This is a genomic window from Vibrio sp. 10N.237.312.B06, from assembly GCF_041464685.1.
Classification (GTDB): Bacteria; Pseudomonadota; Gammaproteobacteria; order Enterobacterales; family Vibrionaceae; genus Vibrio; species Vibrio tasmaniensis_A.
On record NZ_JBFSPI010000024.1, the window covers coordinates 42,080 to 61,978 of the forward strand.

Here is a 19,899-nt window from a genome sequence, read left to right on the forward strand (position 1 = left end):
TGGTTAACAGGGTCTAACAAATAGCGCTTATTAAAAAAGGGCCCGTAGGCCCTTTTCATTATTTTGAAGATTGCTCTTCAGTCTCTTGGCCGCTGCGGTTCAATAAGAATTGGACGAGCATTGAGACAGGACGACCTGTCGAGCCTTTCGCTGCACCTGACTTCCACGCAGTACCTGCACTGTCGATGTGAGCCCAGTGGTACTTCTTAGTGAATTTAGACAGGAAGCAACCTGCGGTGATAGTACCGCCAGGGCGGCCACCTATGTTTGCCATATCAGCAAACGGACTGTTCAGCTGCTCATGGTACTCGTCTGCCATAGGTAGACGCCATGCGCGATCACTTGCTTGCTCTGAAGCATTAACAAGTTCATGGGACAGTGGGTTGTGGTTAGATAGAACGCCACTGATGTGGTGACCTAGAGCGATAACACATGCGCCAGTTAGTGTAGCAACATCGACAACACAATCTGGTTCAAAGCGCTCAACGTAAGTTAGGGCATCACATAGAACCAAACGACCTTCTGCATCAGTATTTAATACTTCAACGGTTTGGCCTGACATGGTTGTTAGAATGTCACCTGGGCGGTAAGCATTGCTACCTGGCATGTTTTCACAGCCTGCAAGGATACCTACAACGTTGATTGGCAAGTTAAGTTTCGCCAGTGCTTTCATTGTGCCGAATACAGATGCGGCACCACACATGTCGTACTTCATCTCATCCATGCCGTCACCTGGCTTAAGCGAGATACCGCCTGAATCGAAAGTAAGACCTTTACCGACTAGAACGATAGGTTTTGCATTTGGGTCAGCAGCGCCTTTGTATTCCATGATAGACATCATAGATTCGTTCTTAGAACCACGGCCTACCGCTAAGTATGAAGTCATACCCAGCTTTTCCATCTCTTCTTCGCCAATGATCTTAGTTTTCACTGTCTCGTAATCATCGGCCAAGCGACGAGCTTGAGAAGCAAGGTAAGCAGGATTTGCGATGTTAGGTGGCATGTTGCCTAGATCTTTAGACGCTTTCACACCTGAAGCAATCGCAAGACCGTGAGAGATTGCTTTCTCACCAAGGCTCAATTCACGACGAGTTGGTACGTTGAATACCAGTTTACGTAGTGGACGACGAGTCTCTGGTTTATTACTCTTGAATTGATCAAAAGTGTAAAGGCCATCTTTAGTCGCTTCTACTGCTTGGCGAACTTTCCAGTAAGTATCACGACCTTTAACGTGCAGTTCAGTCAGGAAACATACTGCTTCCATAGAACCCGTTTCGTTTAGTGTGCTGATGGTTTTTTGGATAATTTCTTTATATTGACGCTCGCCTAGCTCACGTTCTTTACCGCAGCCTACAAGCAGAACACGTTCTGAAAGTACACCAGGTACTTGATGCAGTAGTAGCATCTGGCCAGGTTTACCCTCTAGATCACCGCGACGAAGCAGTGAACTAATATAGCCATCGCTAATCTTATCTAACTGCTCGGCTACTGGAGAAAGGCGGCGCGGTTCGAATACACCGACAACGATACATGCGCTGCGCTGTTTCTCTGGGCTGCCACTTTTTACACTGAACTCCATGCGTACTCCTACATCCTGAAGACAAATCGAACTAAATGTTGGATAATGGGTTCTTACTTGTTGGATCCTATAATGGAACTGACCTTAAAGAAGAACGTTAACACTTAGCTAAAAATTTAAAAAATAAAAGGTTCAACGGGAAATTATAGTGATTCAATCAAAAAAACAAGTTTTGTATAGGTAATTTGAGCGTGATTATTGTTAGATATTTGATCCGAGAGACAATCAAGAGCCAATTTGCGATATTTTTTGTTCTCTTTCTCGTGTTTCTCAGCCAAAAGTTCATCAGTGTTTTAGCCGACGCCTCTGATGGTGATATTCCAGCAAGCCTTGTATTATCGATCGTGGGTCTAAATATGCCAGCGATGGGGCTCTTGATGCTTCCACTTAGTATCTATATTGGCATTTTGCTGACTTTTGGCCGCCTTTATGCCGAAAGTGAGATTGTGGTGATGAATGCTACGGGTATTGGCAATAAATTCCTCATCCAATCAGCACTTTATCTGGCGTTGATTACCGCAACTGTCGCTGCTTTTAACTCCTTTTGGCTGTCTCCGTGGTCACAAGATAAAGTAGAACAAATGTATGAGGAAGTGGCTGCAGAGAACAGCGTCGATTTACTACCCAAAGGCAAATTTGCAAGGACTCCCGATGGTTCTTCTGTTGTGTTTATCGAGGGTATCGATGGTAATCAATTAGACAATGTGTTCGTTTCTCAAATGCGACCTCGTGATTCAGTGCTTCCTAGTGTGATGTTCTCTAAGTCGGGAGACGTAAAAGAATTGAGCGATGGCCGCCAAGTTATTGTGATGTACGATGGTACTCGTCATGAAGGAGTGCCTTCTCGCCTTGATTATAGAGTGACGCACTTTGAAGAGTATGAAGGCTTAATTGGTCAGCGTGAAGTAGAGAAGAAAGGTCGAGAGTGGGAAGCGATTCCAACTATTGATCTTATTGGAAATCAAGATAATCGTGCCAAGGCTGAATTGCAGTGGCGCATGTCACTGGTGTTGTGTATCCCATTGTTGACTATGCTCGTTGTACCGCTGTCAGCAGTTAATCCACGACAAGGTCGTTTTGCAAAAATAGGTCCGGCAATCCTGATTTATTTGACTTACTTCTTGGCAATCAGTGCAACCAAATCTTCAATTGAAGAAGGGGACATTCCTGCTGCAATAGGCATGTGGCCAATCAATGCATTATTATTGTTTGTCGCGATTGGTGCCAACTTTATGGATAGTGTGCCTGTTAGGCGTTTGAAAGAAAAATTCAAGAATAAGAGGTTGGCTTAAGCCGTGTTTAAGATTCTCGATTTATATATAGGCAGAACCATCATCGCGACCACGTCACTGGTATTGGTGACGTTTGTCGGTCTCTCTGGAATTATCAAGTACGTTGAGCAATTGCGGAAGGTAGGTCGTGGTACATACGATCTATTACAAGCGTTGTATTTCGTTTTATTGAGTATTCCTCGTGATATCGAAATGTTCTTCCCAATGGCGGCATTGCTTGGTGCATTGATTGGGCTTGGTATGCTTGCTGCGAGTTCTGAGCTTGTGGTTATGCAAGCCGCGGGTTTCTCTAAGTTAGATATTGGTTTATCGGTACTTAAGACTGCGATTCCGTTAATGGTGATAGTGACATTACTTGGGCAGTGGGGAGCTCCGCAAGCGCAGAAGATGGCTCGTGACTTAAGAACCATCTCGGTTGCTGGTGGTAGTATTATCTCTACTCAAAGCGGTGTTTGGGCTCGAGATGCCAATGACTTCATTTTCATTGTTAAAATAGACGATGATAAGCTCTATGGTTTGAACATGTGGCGCTATGATGAGAACAAGGCTCTGAAAACGGCCATATATTCAAAAGAAGTCGATTACGTTGGAAACAACGTTTGGACAATGCGCGATGTTGAGGTCACCTCTTTTGAGAATGATATTCAGGTCACTAAAGAGAGTTTACCGACTTTTTCTTGGGAAACATCGTTAGCTCCAGACAAACTCGCGATAGTGACGGTGAAACCGGAGGAGCTGTCGTTAAGTGGGCTGTATGACTATGTTTCTTATCTCAAAGCATCAGAACAAGATGCAGCACGTTATGAGCTAGCATTGTGGCGAAAGATAACTCAACCTATTTCGATAGCGGTCATGATGTTGATGGCATTGTCGTTTATCTTTGGTCCTTTACGTAGCGTGACCATGGGAGCAAGGATTCTCTCTGGTGTGATTGCTGGTTTTACTTTCTATATATCCAGCGAGTTCTTTGGGCCAATCAGCTTGGTTTACCAAATACCACCTGCTTTTGGTGCGATAGCCCCTAGCGTGGTGTTCTTCGGAATTGCCATTATGCTTTTGAGGCGGAAACTATAAATAGAAGAAAGGAAGGCATTGCGCCTTCCTTTTTTGATCTTGCTTTAAGTTCGCTTAATAGCGTTATTGTGCTTTTGGCAACACAACGACTTCGGTCTTTGCCCAGATATCGTGAAAGCCACGTTTCTGAGGATCGAATGGAACACATAAGTTTGCAAGTCCAAACCCCGATGTACCTAAACGTATTAGCGCTTGAGTTATTGTGATCGCAGAGCCATCTTTGTTTTGAACTCGTAGCTTCCAAGCTCTCATCCCCAGAGTTTGACCTGCTCTGGTCCAGAAGAATACAAAGAAGTAAACCCAAACGACGACTAAGTAAAAAGTATACGCAGGGCTCCAAATCGGATGATTAGTCAAGAAGTCACTGACATCGGCATACCCGCTATGGTTAAAAATACCAAGAGCCATGAGTGCGTGCAGTAGAGCAACAATGATGCCGGCAGCCATCATTTCAATAGCGATTACAATGAGTGCGTCATAGAACAAGGCACCAAATCGGCGCATTACCCCAGCTGGTGGCAGAGTGTTTGTTGATGTCATGGTGTTATTACTTCTTTAAAAATTGAGGCGTCAGAATATAGTTTAAGGCTTGGCCTGAAAAGAGACATGACGCACAGCTTATGACTTAGTGGCGAAATTATCGGCAAACACACATGAATTCAAGTTTTTATACTTGCCACATCAGTTCGCATACGTATAATGCCAAACATCGACAGGGCAATGCCCCAAGATAATGCCGGTATGGTGAAATTGGTATACACGACGGATTCAAAATCCGTTGCCTTCGGGCGTGGCGGTTCAAGTCCGCCTACCGGTACCATATTTAAATGACAAAGCCTCGACGAAAGTCGGGGCTTTGTTGTATCTAGGCTAATCAAAAGCTTAGCTCAGTTTTCCTTTTCTGTTATCTACACTTTTCTCCCTCAATAGACTCACTTTATCAGCCTTGAATTTTCTTCCATGGTGCATCTATGGTTCATCACATGTCGATTCTGTGCTCAAGGGAATCCTAGTAAATCCAACAAATGTAAACTTCTGCAATCTCGCAAGCCAGTATTACCAAGGGCTGTAGAGTCAGAGAACCATGGTACGACCATGGCGACTTTACGGTGCTATAGGGTTTTGGTTTAGTCTTTGTGAGGTAACTTTTCGTTTTGATGAATAGCGGAAAAGTCGGTTTGAGATAGGTGGTTTTAAGGTGTGTGTATTAAGGTCGTTGGGGATATACATTAACAATCAATCACACCCTGAAAATTAATTAGCATTCATATCTTTTGAGTTAATATTGACTCCCTGCTACTCTTTTTGAGTTAATAATAACTCAGGTTTTTTATCTCATGAAAATATCTTTCTATCATCCAACTACTAAGAAAAGAACTTCGGTAACAATCAATGATTCACTAGTCTGGTTATGCGCGACGACTAACGGTTGGCTTGAACTGCCAATGTTATCGACTACTTCTAGCCCTGATTTAAGTTATTTAGATGATGACAAAGTCCGCTCTGGAATGTTTAGTTTTGTCTCTGTGTGTGCTCTTGAGTATGTAAATGGTGATTTTGGGTTCAAAACTTTTGTTAGCTATGTAGAGCACCGTATCGCGTTAGAAGCTGACTATATGATCAAGCATTTGTGGTTAAAGCGGGCTAAGGCTGATTGAAAATTTTAGTATGAAGTCGTTGTTGCTGTTACTGCTATCACTCACCATCAGTGGGTGAATATCACTGTTGTAATCTGTGTGGGTGTCAATTTGATAGTTTTCCTGCGAGTACTGTGCGCGATCACTGAGCTGGGAATCATCGCAGAACTTGAACTATGGTGCTGGTGGAAATGTTATGCGTGATATGGGTTTTGATTGAGGTGGTGGTATCGGTGGCTAGTTGATTGTATGAATGTGGTGGGATGAATTGAGAGCTAGGTTTCGGATAGAGTATTGATATTAAATATATAATAACCAGTACAACAGCGGCCTACGGCAAGCTGTTGTACTGGTTATTATTAATGCTATTTTAGTGGTTCTGGTGGTGAAATTTAGTGGGGTGGATTTTGGGGAGAAAGTATTGGCAACAAGCAGCCGGAGACAGTGATCGCAATTATGCAGATATTTGTTTGAAGTGGGATGTGATTTTAAATGGTCCTGGTTATGCAGGTGCTTTTCCATCATGTGTCGAGATGTTGAGGAACGATGATTGGTCTTCTCGGAAAATTACCGACTTGAAGCGGTTTGCTGTAGGTATATCTTCAGGGGATATCGTTGTTTTGAGGTTGGGTACAGCAACAGTTGTGGGTGTCGGTGTTGTTGTGGGGGATTATGAATGGTCTGAACTGTTTGATGATGTGGATGGTTGGGACTTGCAGCATGTTCGTCGCGTCAAATGGTTATGGAAAGGTATAGAATCACCTAAAGTTTTCCCTACATATACATTGAAGCAAGGCGATACTACCCAAGAGTTGAGTTCTTTAGTTGTAAAGGAGTGGGTTTCTAGTTTGAATCTTGATTTTGAGAACCATGATTTACTAAAAATGATGCCTTTACATAATGTGGAGAAAGTTGACTTTGAACATATTTCTGAAGCTTTGTATGACTACGGAGTTGCGAATGCATCTATCGAGGCTCTGGGCAAGGAGATTGATGAATTAATACGTATTGCTAAGTGGTATCAAAAGTTCGAAAATCCTTCTGAATTTGAAACTGTCGCATACTTGGCTGTTCCTATGTTAAGAGCTCTTGGGTGGACGCCACAAAAAATGGCAATTGAATGGAATAATGTGGATGTTGCTCTATTTCAAAAGCTCCCTCGAAACAATGAACATTTAGCTGTAGTTGTCGAAGCTAAAAAGAAAGGTAATTCGTGTTTGACCGCTTTATCCCAAGCTCAAGCCTACGCAGAAGGTAGAGGTAATTGTCAGCGATTAATTGTTACCGATGGGCTTCGTTATGGTGTGTTTATAAAGAAAGAAGGAAGCTTTGAGCTTTATGCTTACTTTAATATTACCGATTTAAAAAGCTACTACCCTATTCATGAGTGTTTTGGCGTCTCTGAGGCTCTAATTGCAATGACTCCAGAATGGTCATATTGATCTCCTATACGACCGAAACAAAACCTCTTTGAAGCATTTAATAATATTAAGAATAACTGCTTTAAGGAGGTTTGAATGAGCAAATCACAACGACTCACCACCACTTTCCTCAACAATTTAAAACCCAATCCCACAACTGCAAAATCCACCGATTACGAAGTCAATCTATCCGCTATGAAAGACTCCGGTTTACCTACTGGTGTTCGCTGCTTAGTCGGTAAGTCTGGCGGCAAGCGGTTCCTGCTTCGATATACAAGCCCTGTTACTGGTAAGAAGGCGTCGGTAGGTTTAGGAAAGCACCCTGAAACCTGCATCATTACCCTGCGTAAAATTGCTAAGGAATACCGTCAGCAGATTCTTGAGGGTATTGATCCGAAGATCGAGCGTGATACTGAAAAGACTGATTCGTCTATGACCCTTGAACGGTTTTTCAATGAGGTCTATCTTCCTCTTCAAAAACAACGTCGTACATGGAAAGATGATGTCGCACGATTCCGTCATGCTAAGTCTATCCATCATGTTCCGATTAATGAACTAACCGCTGCGCATATCGTGAAAGTGCAGATGGAAATGCAAAGTAAGATCAGCAAAACCACTGGTAAGCCTTACGCAACCGCCAGTATTTGCCGGGTATTAGCACTTCTCAAGTCGATAAATAAACATGCATACCGTCTTATGGATTGCCCGTTGGTTGCAGATAAAGTCAGCTTACCGAAGTTGGATAATATCCGCACAGGATACCTCACCGAAAATCAACTGAAGGACTTTGTTCGTCATGCTTTGGAGTATCCAGATAAACACACAGGATCGTTCTTAGCGTTGCTGTTTTTGACTGGATTAAGGGATCGTGAATTAAGGTATTTAAAGCACGAATCGATAAATTGGGAACAGAAAACTCTGTATATAAATCGAACAAAAAATGGTCGTGACCACATTATTTATGCAAGTGATTACATGCTCTCTATTTTGAAGTCGATACCTAAAGTGACGAATAATCCTTATATCTTTGCTGGACGTCGAAAGTGTAAACCTATCAGCCCTGCTAGACACGCATTGAAAGTTATCAAGGAGAAGATGGGACTGCCTGATATACCAGGAGATAAAGCCAATATAACCCTGCACAGTGCCAGACATACACTTGGAACTTTGCTTGCGGCAAAAGGAGTGCCTTTACATGATATTGCTAAACAATTGAATCACTCCGAGATAGGTATAACGAGTAAGTATTATGCCAAGCATACCGTTGGTCGTAGGCGTAAAATTGGCTCACATCTATCGGATATGGTTAGTGGTGATATTCCACTTGAATAGACTGAGTAATACTTAAAACAAATCATTTGAAAAAGCCCTCGTACAGCGACTAGCTGGACGAGGGCTTTTTCATTATTAGAAGGAAATTCACGATGAAAACAGTAAACAATTTTGAAGAAATTCAATCACTGCCAATGCCTGATGATGTGAAAGTAAAACTACTCGAACATTTGATAGAGCCATTCGGTGATGAAGAAAGTACGAAAGCGTTCTGGGATGAGGTTGGCACCACTTTGTATTTGATTGAAGCCGACGATACCGATGAAACCTTGAGTAAAGAACCGGAAGGCGATCAAAGCTTTCTACGCTTTGTCACTAACTACCCTGAATGGGTTCTGTTACTAAACGACGATGAATGCCCTTGGCTACTTGCTGTTGCCATTGTTACTACGGCAGGTAGTGGGGTGTATTGCTGTGCTCCAATGAACAGTCCAACATTCCCTGTCGTCAAGCTTGCTGATCAAGCTGAAGTTTAACTCTGAATCTAATCTTAAAAGTCACTAATAGTATGGAGGTGCCCCATGGCACGTAAAACCAATCAAAAAGAAGAAGTTGTTCAACCTGAGGTTGTAGAGGGTAATGAACTGGCTACGGTTGTTAAAGATGTACCTGTAGACCATTTCGCTAATATCGTACTCGATGGTAAAGCGAAAAAATTATCACCGAAAACTCAGAATCATGTGTTCTATGAGCTTTCGGTACATGATGATCTAAATACTCTATTCCTTAGGCTTTCGGGTAATGAAGGTGGCGGTCTTCATAGCAAAGAGTGGGTAGCCTTTGAAGATATTGTCGCTGTGTTAAATGAGCAAGATGATAAGCCGTTTAAAAGCACTGTGCTTAAATCTGTGTTCAAAGGTGGGTCTGCTAATAATGCTGGATTTATGGCGGCGACACTGCGTGGGTTATTACTTATCCTGCCGTCAGAGAAATCGGTGTTTCTCCACGTTCTTGCGCCTGACTACGAGCAACGTCGTGATGAACTCATGTCATTAGTGGACGGTGAAACCGAAGCTAAATAACTTCGAATTTCTGATCAATCCTTACCGACTAAACCTCTTCCCAATTTTCATACCGCACACTACTCAAGAGTGCATCCCTACCAAACTAAACGAGATTTTATTATGAAACTATGCTTTTCAAAGAATAAGCTGACTTTACCTATCAGTGTCGATCTTCAAGATACTTTAAACGGAGTGATCAGCGAATCAGGCAAATGGACATCCATGATCCAATCGGTCGTGATTAACTTCCGAGATAAAAGCTACACCTCTGAGGACGGCGGTTTTCATCCTGTTGAAATCAGGCTTGTTCGACTCTATGACCAATGGGTATTTGATTACATCACTGACTTTGCGTATTGCGGTGGTCCCTATCCCGAATTGGTTAAAGAGGTGGATTTCAACTTTGGATGTGGGACAGCGAGTTTTTCCTATGTTCCAGAGCTACCAATAACAAGTAGTGAGGTAATGGAGTTCTATTCGATGTGGGAATCCAACTTTCTAAGCTACATCGGAATGGACTGCTTTGATGAGATAAAAGTCACCGTGGATTAGTTCATCAGTAGCAAACCAAGTTGAAAGCACCATGTATGAACCATAAAACTGCTGTGTCACTTCCTAGTGAAATCAAGGCTTCCTATTGTGCCATGCTTGTCATGGTGTGATGGGAAGCCTTTTTCATTGGAGTAAGTTTCTACAACGTTTTGCCAATCCGTTGAGTTCAGGGTTCAGAGAAGATGAAGTGACTGGCTTATTATGGGCGGTGGAAACACCAAGGAAAAGAACTCTAATTTTAACGGGGTTACTATCTTCTTGCTGGTGTTTTGACATTAATGACTCCCATTACTATTTTGAAGTAATGGGAGCGTTTTTATAGACTAAAACCTAGAACTGGTATGGCTTCCTTGCCTAACCTGAGCTGAAAGTCCTTATAATTAATTTAATAATATAAATATATTAAACTTAGCTAAAAGCTCTGTTCTAATCTATTAAAGTGTTAATTTTCGCGGAGTAAAAATAGGGCATTTAACACTTTTCCTTACCCTGTATCGATTGGCCATTTCATCAAATCAATCGCTGTGCTTGTTACGAATCGACAGGTTTAATTTAGGTGCATAGTGGTAAGTTTAAGCTTAGGGCTTGGTTGGTGATTGTCGGGTGACTTCATTATGTCAGGCGCTGATACAGAGAGTGACTCAACCAGAAGTTTGCAACACATCACCTTTCAGCTCTCCGTGTGGTTTCTACTTGGCTACGTCTAGATAGGTTTGTAACTCCTGCTTCAACTTGTATCTAACCCAATCAGGTGACAGCACTTCGACATCAGGAAGCCACGCTTTGAGTAAGCGGAGTAATGCTTGAATGTTTCTAGTCGTATAGCTTACCAATACATCACCTGAACCTAGCTCTGTTAATACTCGAAAGACATTGGGATTATTTTCTTTGAAGAAGGTTTCGCTGACTCTTCCGCTAATTTGTATAACCACCTCAACGGGATGTGGCAACTCATCTTCATATCCTCGACCAGTGAGCTTGTGTTCAACATTTAGGTCAGGTGAGTATTTATCCTCGTATCGCACTAACTCACGAATCTTCGCCACTCTGAGAGACTCCAGGTGGTTTCTGTGTGTTCCGGCTAAGTACCATTGACCACGGTCATTCAAAAGTTTGTAGCTGTGGAACTCATCGTAGGTTTTCCCATGGCAACTAAAGCTAATCACGTTCCGGCGTTGTATCGATTCGATAAGTTTCTCGAACACCGAAACATTTTTACTGATGTCTTCGATTTGCGGATTCTTGAATAGAAAGGGCGGAGTACTCTTGTTGTTCAGTACGCCATTACTTAGGTAGTGCTTACCGGAAAACAACGTATCGAATCCCATTTTCATCAGTAGCAATGACACTTCATTATTGCTCTGCCTACCTAGAGTTTGTGGGTCAAGAAAGTAACAAGCACCGTCACGCTGGATGGGTAAGTAATTTAACCGTTCGTTGAAGTCCCGTTGAAGCGTTCTTTCACTCACCCTAAATTCCCGGCTCAACTCTTCCAGATACAGTTTCTCACCCGTATTTAAACGGGTCAGGATGATGGCAAGTCGTTTCGCTAGTTTGTCATGCTCTTTCATTCTACGCATTGTAGATAGGTCGCTCGTCAGGTGGTGTCGTGGTCGGAAAGAACCTGATTATTTCTAGCGAATTTTCATAAGGTTACTGATATTGCTATAGCTTTCATTAGTTATCTCAAGGTATGTCTTACAAGGCATTCATCAATCATTTCAATATTTCTACATCTGAGCGACACACCCTGTCGTTCACCCTCTTTAAACTGATCATCAATCACGTTAACGCCGTCTCTTATAAGCGGCGTCATTGCGTATTTAAGGAAAACAAAAATGAAAAAATCAATTGTCCTGCTAGGTCTAACTTCGCTTTTCGCATCTTCAGTATTTGCAGGTGGCACGTTCGGCGGTAATCCGGGCGATATCTCGAAAATGAAAGAACTGCTAGAGCCACAATGGAATGGTAAAGCAGGCATTCAGAATACAGCGTCTTACGGAGTTATCGTGCAATGGAAAGCGGATGTCTGTGGAACCATGAATGGTCATGTTACTGATGCGACTTTATGCGGTTCAGATAGCCCGAAAGGCAAAGCACAATAAGGTTTGTTGTATTGGTCAATTTAGCTCGACGTTGGTGTAAGACTTGGAACTCTCGACATTAACACTGGACTAGGTTGAACGGTATAACATCACTAAGGGTCATGTTCTTCATTGAGCATGGCCCTTTCTTTGTTTGTAGCAATGAAAATTGCAGAGAAATAGAGGTAATACAATGATGAATTTATTAACACTGGGGCAATCATCGCTACCGATGAAAGCGATTGAAATTGAGCGTGAGTATCCAACGACTAAGGTGAAAATTCGCCCTAGTACATCAGGTGCTATGAAGGGTTTGGCGATAGGGGCTAGTATCGGCCGCACGTGTGGAGCCGAAGCCGCTGTAGTCGGAGCTGTAATTGGTGGCTGCGTGGGAGCATGTGTCGGCCCTGAAGATTAAAGGGGTTGGAGTAAGTGAGAGCTGTGGCTCTCACTTCTTCGTAATTAGGATTTTGCTTTAATGCTTATGACATGAGGTCTGAAGGTGTGTATGTCTTTAGTCAGTAGGGGATTAATTATATATGGTTCGGGTTGTTTTTTAGGAAGTACGATGGCATACGTTTTTTAGTATCTAGCTCTAGATATCGAAGCACTTTTTTATCTACAACAACCTTCGCGTTTTGTTTTCCTCTTACTTTATGAGCTTGGAAAAGACATGATTGGTATTCCGATGTGCTGAGTTCGGACAAAATATGATGAAGTGAGTCCAAGGTTTTTATAATACCTTGATGGTTGTAGCTATTTGTATTCGTGCTTAAGCGGTAAACACTATTGTTAAGTGGTTTGTTTTTTTGGATGGTGAAGTTTCCATCCATGCAATCTAAGTTAAAAGGTTGGTGTAAATTTTGTCGTTCCCCTTTTGAGGTTACGACTTGGTATCTGATCTTTGTATAGAGTGCTAGCAATGATGTACTAGCTTGATTTGTTGTCGAATTTTTAGTGCTTATTACTAGCTGGATTAGAATGATGTTACTTTGCTTTTTTACATTAATTGTATAAATGAGATTTGAGTGTGTTTTCATCACTTCTGCAAGTTCATGGGCTGCATTTGGTGACAACTTGATTGGAGTGTATCCAGTACAATCATGTGACTTTATAGCCATAAAAAGTATTGGCTTTTGGTCCACTTCTGTTTCTTCTTTTTCTGGTCTTTCCAGTATGAATATTTCAGCTTGCAATGGTGTTGAATAAATAGCCCATTCTGAAATAGGGTGGCTTAATTTTCGATATATATTCTTCCTATACCATGAGACAGAATCGTCAAAGTTAATCTTCTCATTTTTGAAAGAAGCATTTTTTATAGCTTCGACAATTCTACCTATAGCGGCTTTATAATGGTTAGAGTCATTATTGATGAAAGCGCTGAATGCTCTTATAAATCCTATGTTTCTCTCGTGCCATGGTGGTACATCACGGTCATTGATTTTTAGGTAGGTACTTGCGAATCTAGATTCTCCTTCCGGTCTTCCTTCTTTCAAACAAGATTTTTCAATTGTTAGGTGGCAGTCGTATACATTGACCCCTTTCTTTAATGCTAGAAACTTAACGGCGTTCTCATATTTATCTTTCTTTTCAGGTGCGTCAGCTTCTTTATATTTCTTTAAGTAGGTCGAGAACGCTGATTGATTTGGGAGTGTAAGAAGGTCCGAAGTTGCTTCTCTTAAAGTCAGAATGGCTTCCCGTTGGCTTATTTTAAAATGAAAAATTATCGTAGCGATTAGCTGGTGTTTTACACGCGTATCAATATGTTTTTCATCAATATTAGCTTTAACGTATAACGTTAGGCGGCGATGTGTATAGGTGGCTTGTTTTCTAGGCATTCTTTGTTCCAAACTTTAAGTCAATCCGCAGTAGGATATCAGCCTCCTAATACTCAATCAAATATGTACCCATCTCTGAATTCAATCAAATTTGTACCTATCTTCATTTCTGTTTTGTCGCTTAAGTGTCTGTTTTTATTTATTTCTGTATGGGTTGTGACATGCGTTGCCTCGCTTGAGCTGACTTTTCCTCTATGAGCGGTTTATTTAGATATACGTAAAAATGGCCCCATCGATTCAACAACAGAGTGATTTAGATGGATTCTCTCAGATTTTCCAAAGCAGTACTGGATAACTTGCCCCGCCCCTCAAAAGGTGAGCAGGCTATAGAGTACCGAAGTGATGCCAACTCTCGTCTTCGTTTACTCGTAACTGCATCAAGTAAACGCTGGATAGTTCGCTTTGGTTGGAAAGGTCAACGGTACTACGAGTCGTTTGGTACCTACCCTGAAATGAAGTTTGCTGACTTTGAGAAGTTGGCTTACCAGTTTATTGCTGATGTTCAGTCTGGTGCCTACCGCAAAGGTAGTCGCCTGACTGTTCAGCAGTTCTTTGATGAAGTACTCGTGCCTTTCAGTCGACGTCACCACCGTGATCATAAAACTTTTCAGTCTCGTGCTAAACGTGTCATGGCGGCTATAGGTAATAAACGTATTGCTGATGTAACTCGTCGTGATGTGGAGAAATTTCTTCATTCATTAACAGACCTATCGCCAGCCACGGTGAACCGCTACCAAGCATTTTTATCCAAGCTGTTCTCTATGGCAGTAGAGCACGACATTATTGATAAGAGTCCAGTAAAGGGCGTTAAAAAGCTGGCGGAGAACAACGTTAAAGAGCGCGTGTTATCCGCTAAAGAAATGGAAAGCTTTTGTCGTCATGCTTGCGCTGAACCTAACTTCATTCATGCCAGTGCATTACTGTTAAGCCTGCTTACGGGTATGCGCATTGGTAATGTGATTAGCCTTTCCTGTTCAATGCTTTCCGATGATCTGTCGTCTGCTTGGTTGCCTATGACTAAATCAGGTAAGCCTCAGCGTATTTACTTATCTGAGCCAGCACAGCGACTTATCCGAAAGTGTCTCATGGTTTCTTTCAATGATTGGGTGTTTCCATCACTGAAGAACCATGGCGAGCACATTGCGTATCCACGGGCTTGTATGGAACGTATTCAGCAAGCCATGAAAGCGGAAGGTTCACTAGAAGCGCCTTTCACTATCCACGATCTACGTCGTACCTATGCGACCCAAATGCTAATCGCGACCAATGATATTCGTTTAGCTCAACAGAGCCTCGGTCATTCTAATGTGAGCGTCACAGAGCGCTATGCCCATTACCAAAACACTCATTTAGCACAAGCCTCTCAGAAGACAGTTGAAGCGATGCTACCTAATTTTCAATTTGACTAAGGAAAACCCAATGAAAAATGCATTAACAGTAGAAGAATTTGCAGCGGCATACAGCCTTAATCCTGCCACGGTAAGAACCAATGTAACTCGCCAACCTGATTCATTGCCTAAAGTTCTGCGAATAGGTCGTAGCGTTCGTTTTTTGAAATCGGAGATAGCGAAGTGGGAGGTGGCATTACTCAATAAATAGAAGAAATGTAATCGAATTAATTTTACCTCTAGCGTTGAGACAGGTGTCTCTTCGTTAGAAGAGGCATCTGTCTCATGCTCTTTAACAATTTGGAATTTTAATAGGATAAGTATCATGACTACTTCTACATCTGTATTTGTAAAAACAAACCGTGGCGTTAAGAACCTAGCTTTAGCTAAAAGTGTAATCGGCTCTGATGAGCGCGTGGTTGTGTTGGACTCGAACTGTAACGTTATGCATTACCAAAAAGGTGCGGCGGCGGAAACTCTGTTTGAGCAAATCAAAAAATCCATTAAGCCATGTGAGGGTGCAACGTTGATCCTTGAAAATGGTAGTTGGATTCATGTTGACTCGATATCTAACGTATTTATTTCTGAAAAATCCGGCTCTCTGCTTATTACAGCGAATAAAGATGACAATCTGTTAACTATGTTTGCGGCAGATGAGTTCTCGGATCTAGAAGGTCTGTGTGACGTTCTATGTGATGCATTGTGTGACTATAACGATGGTAAGGCTATGCCTGAAATCTCTTGGTCTGAGTACAAAGCCTAAGCATTGAACATAACCGGAACCTGTTAAAAAGACGCCAAGTGGCGTCTTTTTACGTATTGGAGATAAAAGAAATGAGTGAAACATATGATTGGCTTGAGCAGGATACCAGTATCACTATTAACAATCTGACTGAAACTGGTTGGGAAGAGTGTGATGTTGAAAGCGAGGATAGTTGGGAGGCTCAAGAATCTGTTGATGTGAAAGATGTGCCTTTTAAAACGGTGAAGCCTAAAGCTAAGCCTCATATTGGCAAGAAGCCCCCGAAGAAGGTAAAAGTTAAGCGTAAGAAACGAAAGGCAACTCCTTTCTTTGAGCGACCTGTGATAGCGATCGATACAGAGTACACCGAATCTGATTGCGGCGAGTACAACAGTATCTTGAGTTATCAACTTGCTATTCTGCATAAAGGTCTGCTTTCAACACTTATCTTGTATCCTGAATCGACGAAAAAATCTGGTCGTTTGGCATTGGATCGATGTTTGGTTCAAGCCATCGAAAAGGCAATGGATGAAGGTGTATTAGATACTTTTCCGACTGACGTAATTCTTTGTGCTCACTGGTTATCGGCTGATCTGTTTAACTTCAGTAAAGCATTTGATCAGTTAAAGACACATGTAAACGGATTGCGAAAGACGGTAGCGAGCCTTGACGATGTATATGGACTAGAGCTTGATAAAGTGATGTCTCGCCGCATCGATAAGGAACCGCTTCAGGTCAATACCAAGTCGCGTAATAAGAAAACGCTCTACATCACTTTCTTTGACACTATGTTGTTGTCGCCGAATGGTTCGTCACTTTCATCTGTGGGTGATTTGCTTGAGATCCCGAAGGTCGAGATCCCTGAGCCTTATTCTATTTCTCGTATGGATGAGTTCTTGGAAGCTGAGCCTGAAAAGTTCGCTGAATATGCTTTAACCGATGCGATTATTAGTGCTCGCCACTTTGAGCGCGTTTCTCTCTTTTGCCAACACACATTAGGTTTAAAGTCGGTGCCGTTCACTATTGGAGGCATTGCCGTTAAAGCTTTTGTGAATAGCTTGGAAGATAAGCGCGGTTATCGTGGTTTATTTGGTTTTGAGAAAGTGACTAAAGAAATTTGGCCATCAGATCGAAATAAGCCATTAACGATAACAAGAGATGTTCCTGTAACTGCTCGTATGACATTAGAGAACTTTGCTACTCAGTGTTACCACGGTGGTAGAAATGAAAGTTTTATCGCTGGTCCCACTCAAGTCGATACTTGGTGAGATTATGATATACCGTCCTGTTACTCGGCGATTACGTTAGGTCTACGTGAATTAGCGTATGAGAAAATGTATATGACTGAGGACTTGCATGACCTATTTGGTGACAAGTGCGCCATGGCATGGGTTGAGTTTAAGTTCCCTGAGAATACTCGCTTCCCAAGCTTGGCGGTTCGTTCAGATTATGGTTTGTTGTTTCCCATCACTGGCGAAACGTATGTTACAGGTCATGAGTTGGAAGTTGCATATAACCAAGGCGCTGAGATCACCATTAAGCAGGCATTCGTCATTCCATGGAAAAATGATGTGCGTATTTTCGAAGATTTTATGAAATGGGGTCGAGAGAGGCGTAAGTCATTTGTTAAAGGTAGCTTTGATGAAAAATTAACCAAAGAGATGTTAAATAGTTGTTATGGGAGAATGGCACAATCACTTCGCCCCAAAAGTGCGTTTGATATACAGGCTGGATACTCCAAGCAATTGCCACCATCGACGTTGACGAATCCTTTCTTTGCGGCTTATACGACGGGTCTTGCTAGAGCTATGTTAGGTGAGATGCTTCATAGCATGCCCGATGAGAAGGTTGTTGTGTCTGTTACGACGGATGGTTTCTTAACCAATGCTGAATTAGAAGAAATAGACCTATCAGGTCCTATCTGCCAGCGGTTTAGGGAATTATATCATCGAATAGATCCATCGGGTGGTGAAATTCTAGAACTGAAGCATCAGGCTGAACAGCTAATAGGCGCTAAAACCCGTGCTCAATATACCGTTATAGAGAGTGAAAGCTTTGAACCTGTATTAGCGAAAGGCGGCGTGAAGGTAGATCCAACAGTAGCAGATCAAAGTGCTCATATGGTGGATATGTATTTGAACCGTGCTTTTGATGACAAAGTTGATGGTAGCTACCTGACACCGAATCGGATGCGCTTTTTAGAACATAAGGATTTAATGCTTGAAAAGCGTTCGATCTTTTTGAACATGGAATACGATCATAAGCGAGAGTTGTTGAATCCAAAAATGCTCGATGTCAAAGACCTACAGCATATAGCTTTGGAAACTAAACCTCATTATTCGTTGGACGATATGCTGTTTACTCGTCTTCGTTTTGACCGTTGGCGAAAACAACATTGTTTAAAGACTTTAGAGGACTGGTATAACTGGCAGGACCGCCTAGCAATGGCGAAAGCTTCTAATAATAAGTCTTTAAGACTTAAATCTGATGAAACATCGGATAGCCTAATGGCGCGTCTATTTCTGCGCTTCTACGCCCATGAACAGGGCGGTTTATCTAAATCTGACATAAATGCTAATCAACTTGCCTTATGGCTGACGGATCAGGGTTATCCAACCAAATCGACGTTAGTACGCTCGGCAGGTAAATCTAAGCTAATTGAAGCAGCAGTACCGTTAACGGAGCTGACTATCAAATTAGCCATTCTAATTAAATCGAAGTTTCCCAGCTTCGAAATCGAAAAACTCTTTGAACCTATAGCTCGTGAATCGCTACGAGCAGCGCTTAGCAGCCAGCTAAGTTCGTAAATATCAATTATAGATGAGCCCTTGAGAGATAAGGGCTTTTTCCTCTGTATGTCATAGCACCGTAGGGGTATTAAGACAGCAATCCCACACGCAATGACCTTTATTCAAATTCATAGCCGTCATTCCGGCGGTTTATCAAATTTTTAATATTCAAGGAGCCTATCGTGGCTAAATCTAAGAAAAATCCAATCGTAATTCTTCGTGGTAAGAAATGTTCAGTTTTCCCAAGTGATAAGGAAGCGAGACCTTACTATTCAGGTGGTAAAGGTGTTAAAGGTAGCAAGGGCTGCGCTATCTTTTATAAGTGCGGAACTATTGAAGCTGGTATGCGCGACTTAAATTTATTTCAGAAGTGGGAGTCAATAGCTCCTGAATTTAAGGCGCGTAACATGACGGCTCCCGAAGCCATGAAAATCATTGCTGCAATGGATGCGAATCCAGAACAATTTATGGTTGAGCAATTAGCGTTGGTTGAAGCTGAGCGTAAAACAGTACTCGAAAAGGAGGCGGAACAGCGTAATCAGCCTAGTCTAGTTGAATCATTAAGAGCTTCATCTAAGCGAGCTAGAGAGCGTGAATGGGAAAAGATTCAAGAGCAGAGTGAGCGAAATAGAAAGCATGTGAAGTTCGAGTGTGACTTTGGTGTAGGTGGTAAGTCATCTCAGATAAAGAAAGTTTCTGGCGGCGTTACTCAAGTAGAGCATGAGATTGGCGCTAAGGCTCCACGCAAGCGATTAGAACTTGGATATGCGGCTCTTAAACTAGCAGATGACGCTCTTAAGCAAGGCGCAGATACCGTCGAAATACTTGGTCTGGATGCGACTGTAGTAAACACGCTGACTGTATGGGCTGATGGATTTAAGCTGCGAGATTGGAAGGCTTCAAGCGGTAATCCATTGGCGAATATTGAACTTGTGAAACCTATGGTGGCGCTTTACGATGATATTCAGGCTAAAGTCTCTTTAGGTAAACGTGAAGAAAGTGAGCCATTACCTTTCTAAATTTCTAGCCCTACTAGTCTGACAGGCTTGCCCTGTCTGATTAGTGGGGCTTTTTAGATCTTATTATTCGGAAAAATAAATCATGAAAAACGCGGCTCTTCTCCGCTTAGATGAGTCTATAAATTAACAATAAAACCGGTAACACATT

20 protein-coding genes and 1 tRNA gene are annotated in these 19,899 nt (G+C 42.1%); 17 read left to right on the top strand and 4 right to left on the bottom strand.

Annotated elements, in window-relative coordinates; all coding sequences use genetic code 11:
- Positions 1 to 58: 58 nt before the first annotated feature.
- Complete coding sequence (pepA, locus tag AB6C75_RS08930; RefSeq protein ID WP_102504219.1) at positions 59 to 1,579, bottom strand: leucyl aminopeptidase; 1,521 nt, start codon at positions 1,577 to 1,579, stop codon at positions 59 to 61.
- Positions 1,580 to 1,770: 191 nt separating this feature from the next.
- Here pepA and lptF point away from each other — a divergent pair, with 191 nt between their 5' ends.
- Entirely contained in the window at positions 1,771 to 2,871 is a 1,101-nt protein-coding gene (gene lptF, locus AB6C75_RS08935) for an LPS export ABC transporter permease LptF (protein ID WP_009847716.1), read from the top strand.
- 3 nt (positions 2,872 to 2,874) lie between these two features.
- Entirely contained in the window at positions 2,875 to 3,945 is a 1,071-nt protein-coding gene (gene lptG / locus AB6C75_RS08940; RefSeq protein ID WP_017097528.1) for an LPS export ABC transporter permease LptG, read from the top strand.
- Between the two features lie 63 nt (positions 3,946 to 4,008).
- Here the strand turns inward: lptG and AB6C75_RS08945 are convergent, their stop codons facing one another.
- Positions 4,009 to 4,485 carry an RDD family protein gene (locus AB6C75_RS08945; protein WP_017097527.1) on the bottom strand — a complete coding sequence of 159 codons (477 nt, stop codon included), beginning with the start codon at positions 4,483 to 4,485 and terminating at the stop codon, positions 4,009 to 4,011.
- A gap of 195 nt (positions 4,486 to 4,680) precedes the next feature.
- On the opposite strand from AB6C75_RS08945, the gene AB6C75_RS08950 reads away from it, so the two are divergent.
- From AB6C75_RS08950 to AB6C75_RS08980, 7 genes are all read left to right on the top strand, one after another.
- Positions 4,681 to 4,765: transfer RNA gene (locus tag AB6C75_RS08950), tRNA-Leu, on the top strand.
- 517 nt (positions 4,766 to 5,282) lie between these two features.
- The gene (locus AB6C75_RS08955; protein WP_102459214.1) at positions 5,283 to 5,603 is read left to right on the top strand and encodes a hypothetical protein; all 321 of its coding nucleotides are present in this window, start codon (positions 5,283 to 5,285) and stop codon (positions 5,601 to 5,603) included.
- A 374-nt stretch (positions 5,604 to 5,977) separates the two neighbouring features.
- Positions 5,978 to 7,024 (top strand): hypothetical protein, encoded by a 1,047-nt coding sequence (locus tag AB6C75_RS08960; protein WP_198597149.1) that lies wholly within the window; start codon positions 5,978 to 5,980, stop codon positions 7,022 to 7,024.
- A 75-nt stretch (positions 7,025 to 7,099) separates the two neighbouring features.
- Positions 7,100 to 8,335 carry a tyrosine-type recombinase/integrase gene (locus AB6C75_RS08965; RefSeq protein ID WP_372107586.1) on the top strand — a complete coding sequence of 412 codons (1,236 nt, stop codon included), beginning with the start codon at positions 7,100 to 7,102 and terminating at the stop codon, positions 8,333 to 8,335.
- Between the two features lie 92 nt (positions 8,336 to 8,427).
- Positions 8,428 to 8,811: a hypothetical protein gene (locus AB6C75_RS08970; RefSeq protein ID WP_372010500.1), complete on the top strand. Its 384-nt coding sequence runs from the start codon at positions 8,428 to 8,430 to the stop codon at positions 8,809 to 8,811.
- Positions 8,812 to 8,856: 45 nt separating this feature from the next.
- Complete coding sequence (locus AB6C75_RS08975) at positions 8,857 to 9,357, top strand: hypothetical protein (RefSeq protein WP_372107587.1); 501 nt, start codon at positions 8,857 to 8,859, stop codon at positions 9,355 to 9,357.
- 102 nt (positions 9,358 to 9,459) lie between these two features.
- On the top strand, positions 9,460 to 9,891 hold the full coding sequence (locus tag AB6C75_RS08980) for a DUF2787 family protein (RefSeq protein ID WP_372107588.1): 432 nt from the start codon (positions 9,460 to 9,462) through the stop codon (positions 9,889 to 9,891).
- A 689-nt stretch (positions 9,892 to 10,580) separates the two neighbouring features.
- Here the strand turns inward: AB6C75_RS08980 and AB6C75_RS08985 are convergent.
- Positions 10,581 to 11,462, bottom strand: coding sequence for a helix-turn-helix transcriptional regulator (locus AB6C75_RS08985; RefSeq protein WP_372107595.1), 882 nt, complete (start codon positions 11,460 to 11,462; stop codon positions 10,581 to 10,583).
- 267 nt (positions 11,463 to 11,729) lie between these two features.
- On the opposite strand from AB6C75_RS08985, the gene AB6C75_RS08990 reads away from it, so the two are divergent.
- Together AB6C75_RS08990 and AB6C75_RS08995 are read left to right on the top strand one after the other, a co-directional pair.
- The gene (locus tag AB6C75_RS08990) at positions 11,730 to 11,996 is read left to right on the top strand and encodes a hypothetical protein (protein WP_372107589.1); all 267 of its coding nucleotides are present in this window, start codon (positions 11,730 to 11,732) and stop codon (positions 11,994 to 11,996) included.
- A 172-nt stretch (positions 11,997 to 12,168) separates the two neighbouring features.
- Positions 12,169 to 12,393 (top strand): hypothetical protein, encoded by a 225-nt coding sequence (locus AB6C75_RS08995; protein WP_016797467.1) that lies wholly within the window; start codon positions 12,169 to 12,171, stop codon positions 12,391 to 12,393.
- 115 nt (positions 12,394 to 12,508) lie between these two features.
- On the opposite strand, the gene AB6C75_RS09000 is transcribed toward AB6C75_RS08995, so the two are convergent.
- On the bottom strand, positions 12,509 to 13,813 hold the full coding sequence (locus AB6C75_RS09000) for a hypothetical protein (RefSeq protein WP_372107590.1): 1,305 nt from the start codon (positions 13,811 to 13,813) through the stop codon (positions 12,509 to 12,511).
- Between the two features lie 257 nt (positions 13,814 to 14,070).
- Here AB6C75_RS09000 and AB6C75_RS09005 point away from each other — a divergent pair, with 257 nt between their 5' ends.
- From AB6C75_RS09005 to AB6C75_RS09030, 6 genes are all read left to right on the top strand, one after another.
- A complete protein-coding gene (locus AB6C75_RS09005; protein ID WP_372107591.1) occupies positions 14,071 to 15,222 on the top strand; it encodes a tyrosine-type recombinase/integrase in 1,152 nt (383 codons plus the stop codon).
- A gap of 10 nt (positions 15,223 to 15,232) precedes the next feature.
- Positions 15,233 to 15,412 (top strand): hypothetical protein, encoded by a 180-nt coding sequence (locus AB6C75_RS09010; RefSeq protein ID WP_016797470.1) that lies wholly within the window; start codon positions 15,233 to 15,235, stop codon positions 15,410 to 15,412.
- A 114-nt stretch (positions 15,413 to 15,526) separates the two neighbouring features.
- Positions 15,527 to 15,964: a hypothetical protein gene (locus AB6C75_RS09015; protein WP_065100078.1), complete on the top strand. Its 438-nt coding sequence runs from the start codon at positions 15,527 to 15,529 to the stop codon at positions 15,962 to 15,964.
- A 71-nt stretch (positions 15,965 to 16,035) separates the two neighbouring features.
- Positions 16,036 to 17,211 carry a hypothetical protein gene (locus AB6C75_RS09020; RefSeq protein ID WP_372107592.1) on the top strand — a complete coding sequence of 392 codons (1,176 nt, stop codon included), beginning with the start codon at positions 16,036 to 16,038 and terminating at the stop codon, positions 17,209 to 17,211.
- Between the two features lie 72 nt (positions 17,212 to 17,283).
- Positions 17,284 to 18,750 carry a hypothetical protein gene (locus tag AB6C75_RS09025; RefSeq protein ID WP_372107593.1) on the top strand — a complete coding sequence of 489 codons (1,467 nt, stop codon included), beginning with the start codon at positions 17,284 to 17,286 and terminating at the stop codon, positions 18,748 to 18,750.
- Positions 18,751 to 18,914: 164 nt separating this feature from the next.
- Positions 18,915 to 19,751 carry a hypothetical protein gene (locus tag AB6C75_RS09030; RefSeq protein WP_372107594.1) on the top strand — a complete coding sequence of 279 codons (837 nt, stop codon included), beginning with the start codon at positions 18,915 to 18,917 and terminating at the stop codon, positions 19,749 to 19,751.
- Positions 19,752 to 19,899: the final 148 nt, after the last annotated feature.

What these genes read in the sequence shown, in the direction of transcription:
- pepA (WP_102504219.1), bottom strand. Translation starts at nt 1,579, where the DNA reads ATGGAGTTCAGTGTAAAAAGTGGCAGCCCAGAGAAACAGCGCAGCGCA.
- AB6C75_RS08945 (WP_017097527.1), bottom strand. Translation starts at nt 4,485, where the DNA reads ATGACATCAACAAACACTCTGCCACCAGCTGGGGTAATGCGCCGATTT.
- AB6C75_RS08955 (WP_102459214.1), top strand. Translation starts at nt 5,283, where the DNA reads ATGAAAATATCTTTCTATCATCCAACTACTAAGAAAAGAACTTCGGTA.
- AB6C75_RS08965 (WP_372107586.1), top strand. Translation starts at nt 7,100, where the DNA reads ATGAGCAAATCACAACGACTCACCACCACTTTCCTCAACAATTTAAAA.
- AB6C75_RS08970 (WP_372010500.1), top strand. Translation starts at nt 8,428, where the DNA reads ATGAAAACAGTAAACAATTTTGAAGAAATTCAATCACTGCCAATGCCT.
- AB6C75_RS08975 (WP_372107587.1), top strand. Translation starts at nt 8,857, where the DNA reads ATGGCACGTAAAACCAATCAAAAAGAAGAAGTTGTTCAACCTGAGGTT.
- AB6C75_RS08980 (WP_372107588.1), top strand. Translation starts at nt 9,460, where the DNA reads ATGAAACTATGCTTTTCAAAGAATAAGCTGACTTTACCTATCAGTGTC.
- AB6C75_RS08985 (WP_372107595.1), bottom strand. Translation starts at nt 11,462, where the DNA reads ATGAAAGAGCATGACAAACTAGCGAAACGACTTGCCATCATCCTGACC.
- AB6C75_RS08990 (WP_372107589.1), top strand. Translation starts at nt 11,730, where the DNA reads ATGAAAAAATCAATTGTCCTGCTAGGTCTAACTTCGCTTTTCGCATCT.
- AB6C75_RS08995 (WP_016797467.1), top strand. Translation starts at nt 12,169, where the DNA reads ATGATGAATTTATTAACACTGGGGCAATCATCGCTACCGATGAAAGCG.
- AB6C75_RS09000 (WP_372107590.1), bottom strand. Translation starts at nt 13,813, where the DNA reads ATGCCTAGAAAACAAGCCACCTATACACATCGCCGCCTAACGTTATAC.
- AB6C75_RS09005 (WP_372107591.1), top strand. Translation starts at nt 14,071, where the DNA reads ATGGATTCTCTCAGATTTTCCAAAGCAGTACTGGATAACTTGCCCCGC.
- AB6C75_RS09010 (WP_016797470.1), top strand. Translation starts at nt 15,233, where the DNA reads ATGAAAAATGCATTAACAGTAGAAGAATTTGCAGCGGCATACAGCCTT.
- AB6C75_RS09015 (WP_065100078.1), top strand. Translation starts at nt 15,527, where the DNA reads ATGACTACTTCTACATCTGTATTTGTAAAAACAAACCGTGGCGTTAAG.
- AB6C75_RS09020 (WP_372107592.1), top strand. Translation starts at nt 16,036, where the DNA reads ATGAGTGAAACATATGATTGGCTTGAGCAGGATACCAGTATCACTATT.
- AB6C75_RS09025 (WP_372107593.1), top strand. Translation starts at nt 17,284, where the DNA reads ATGACTGAGGACTTGCATGACCTATTTGGTGACAAGTGCGCCATGGCA.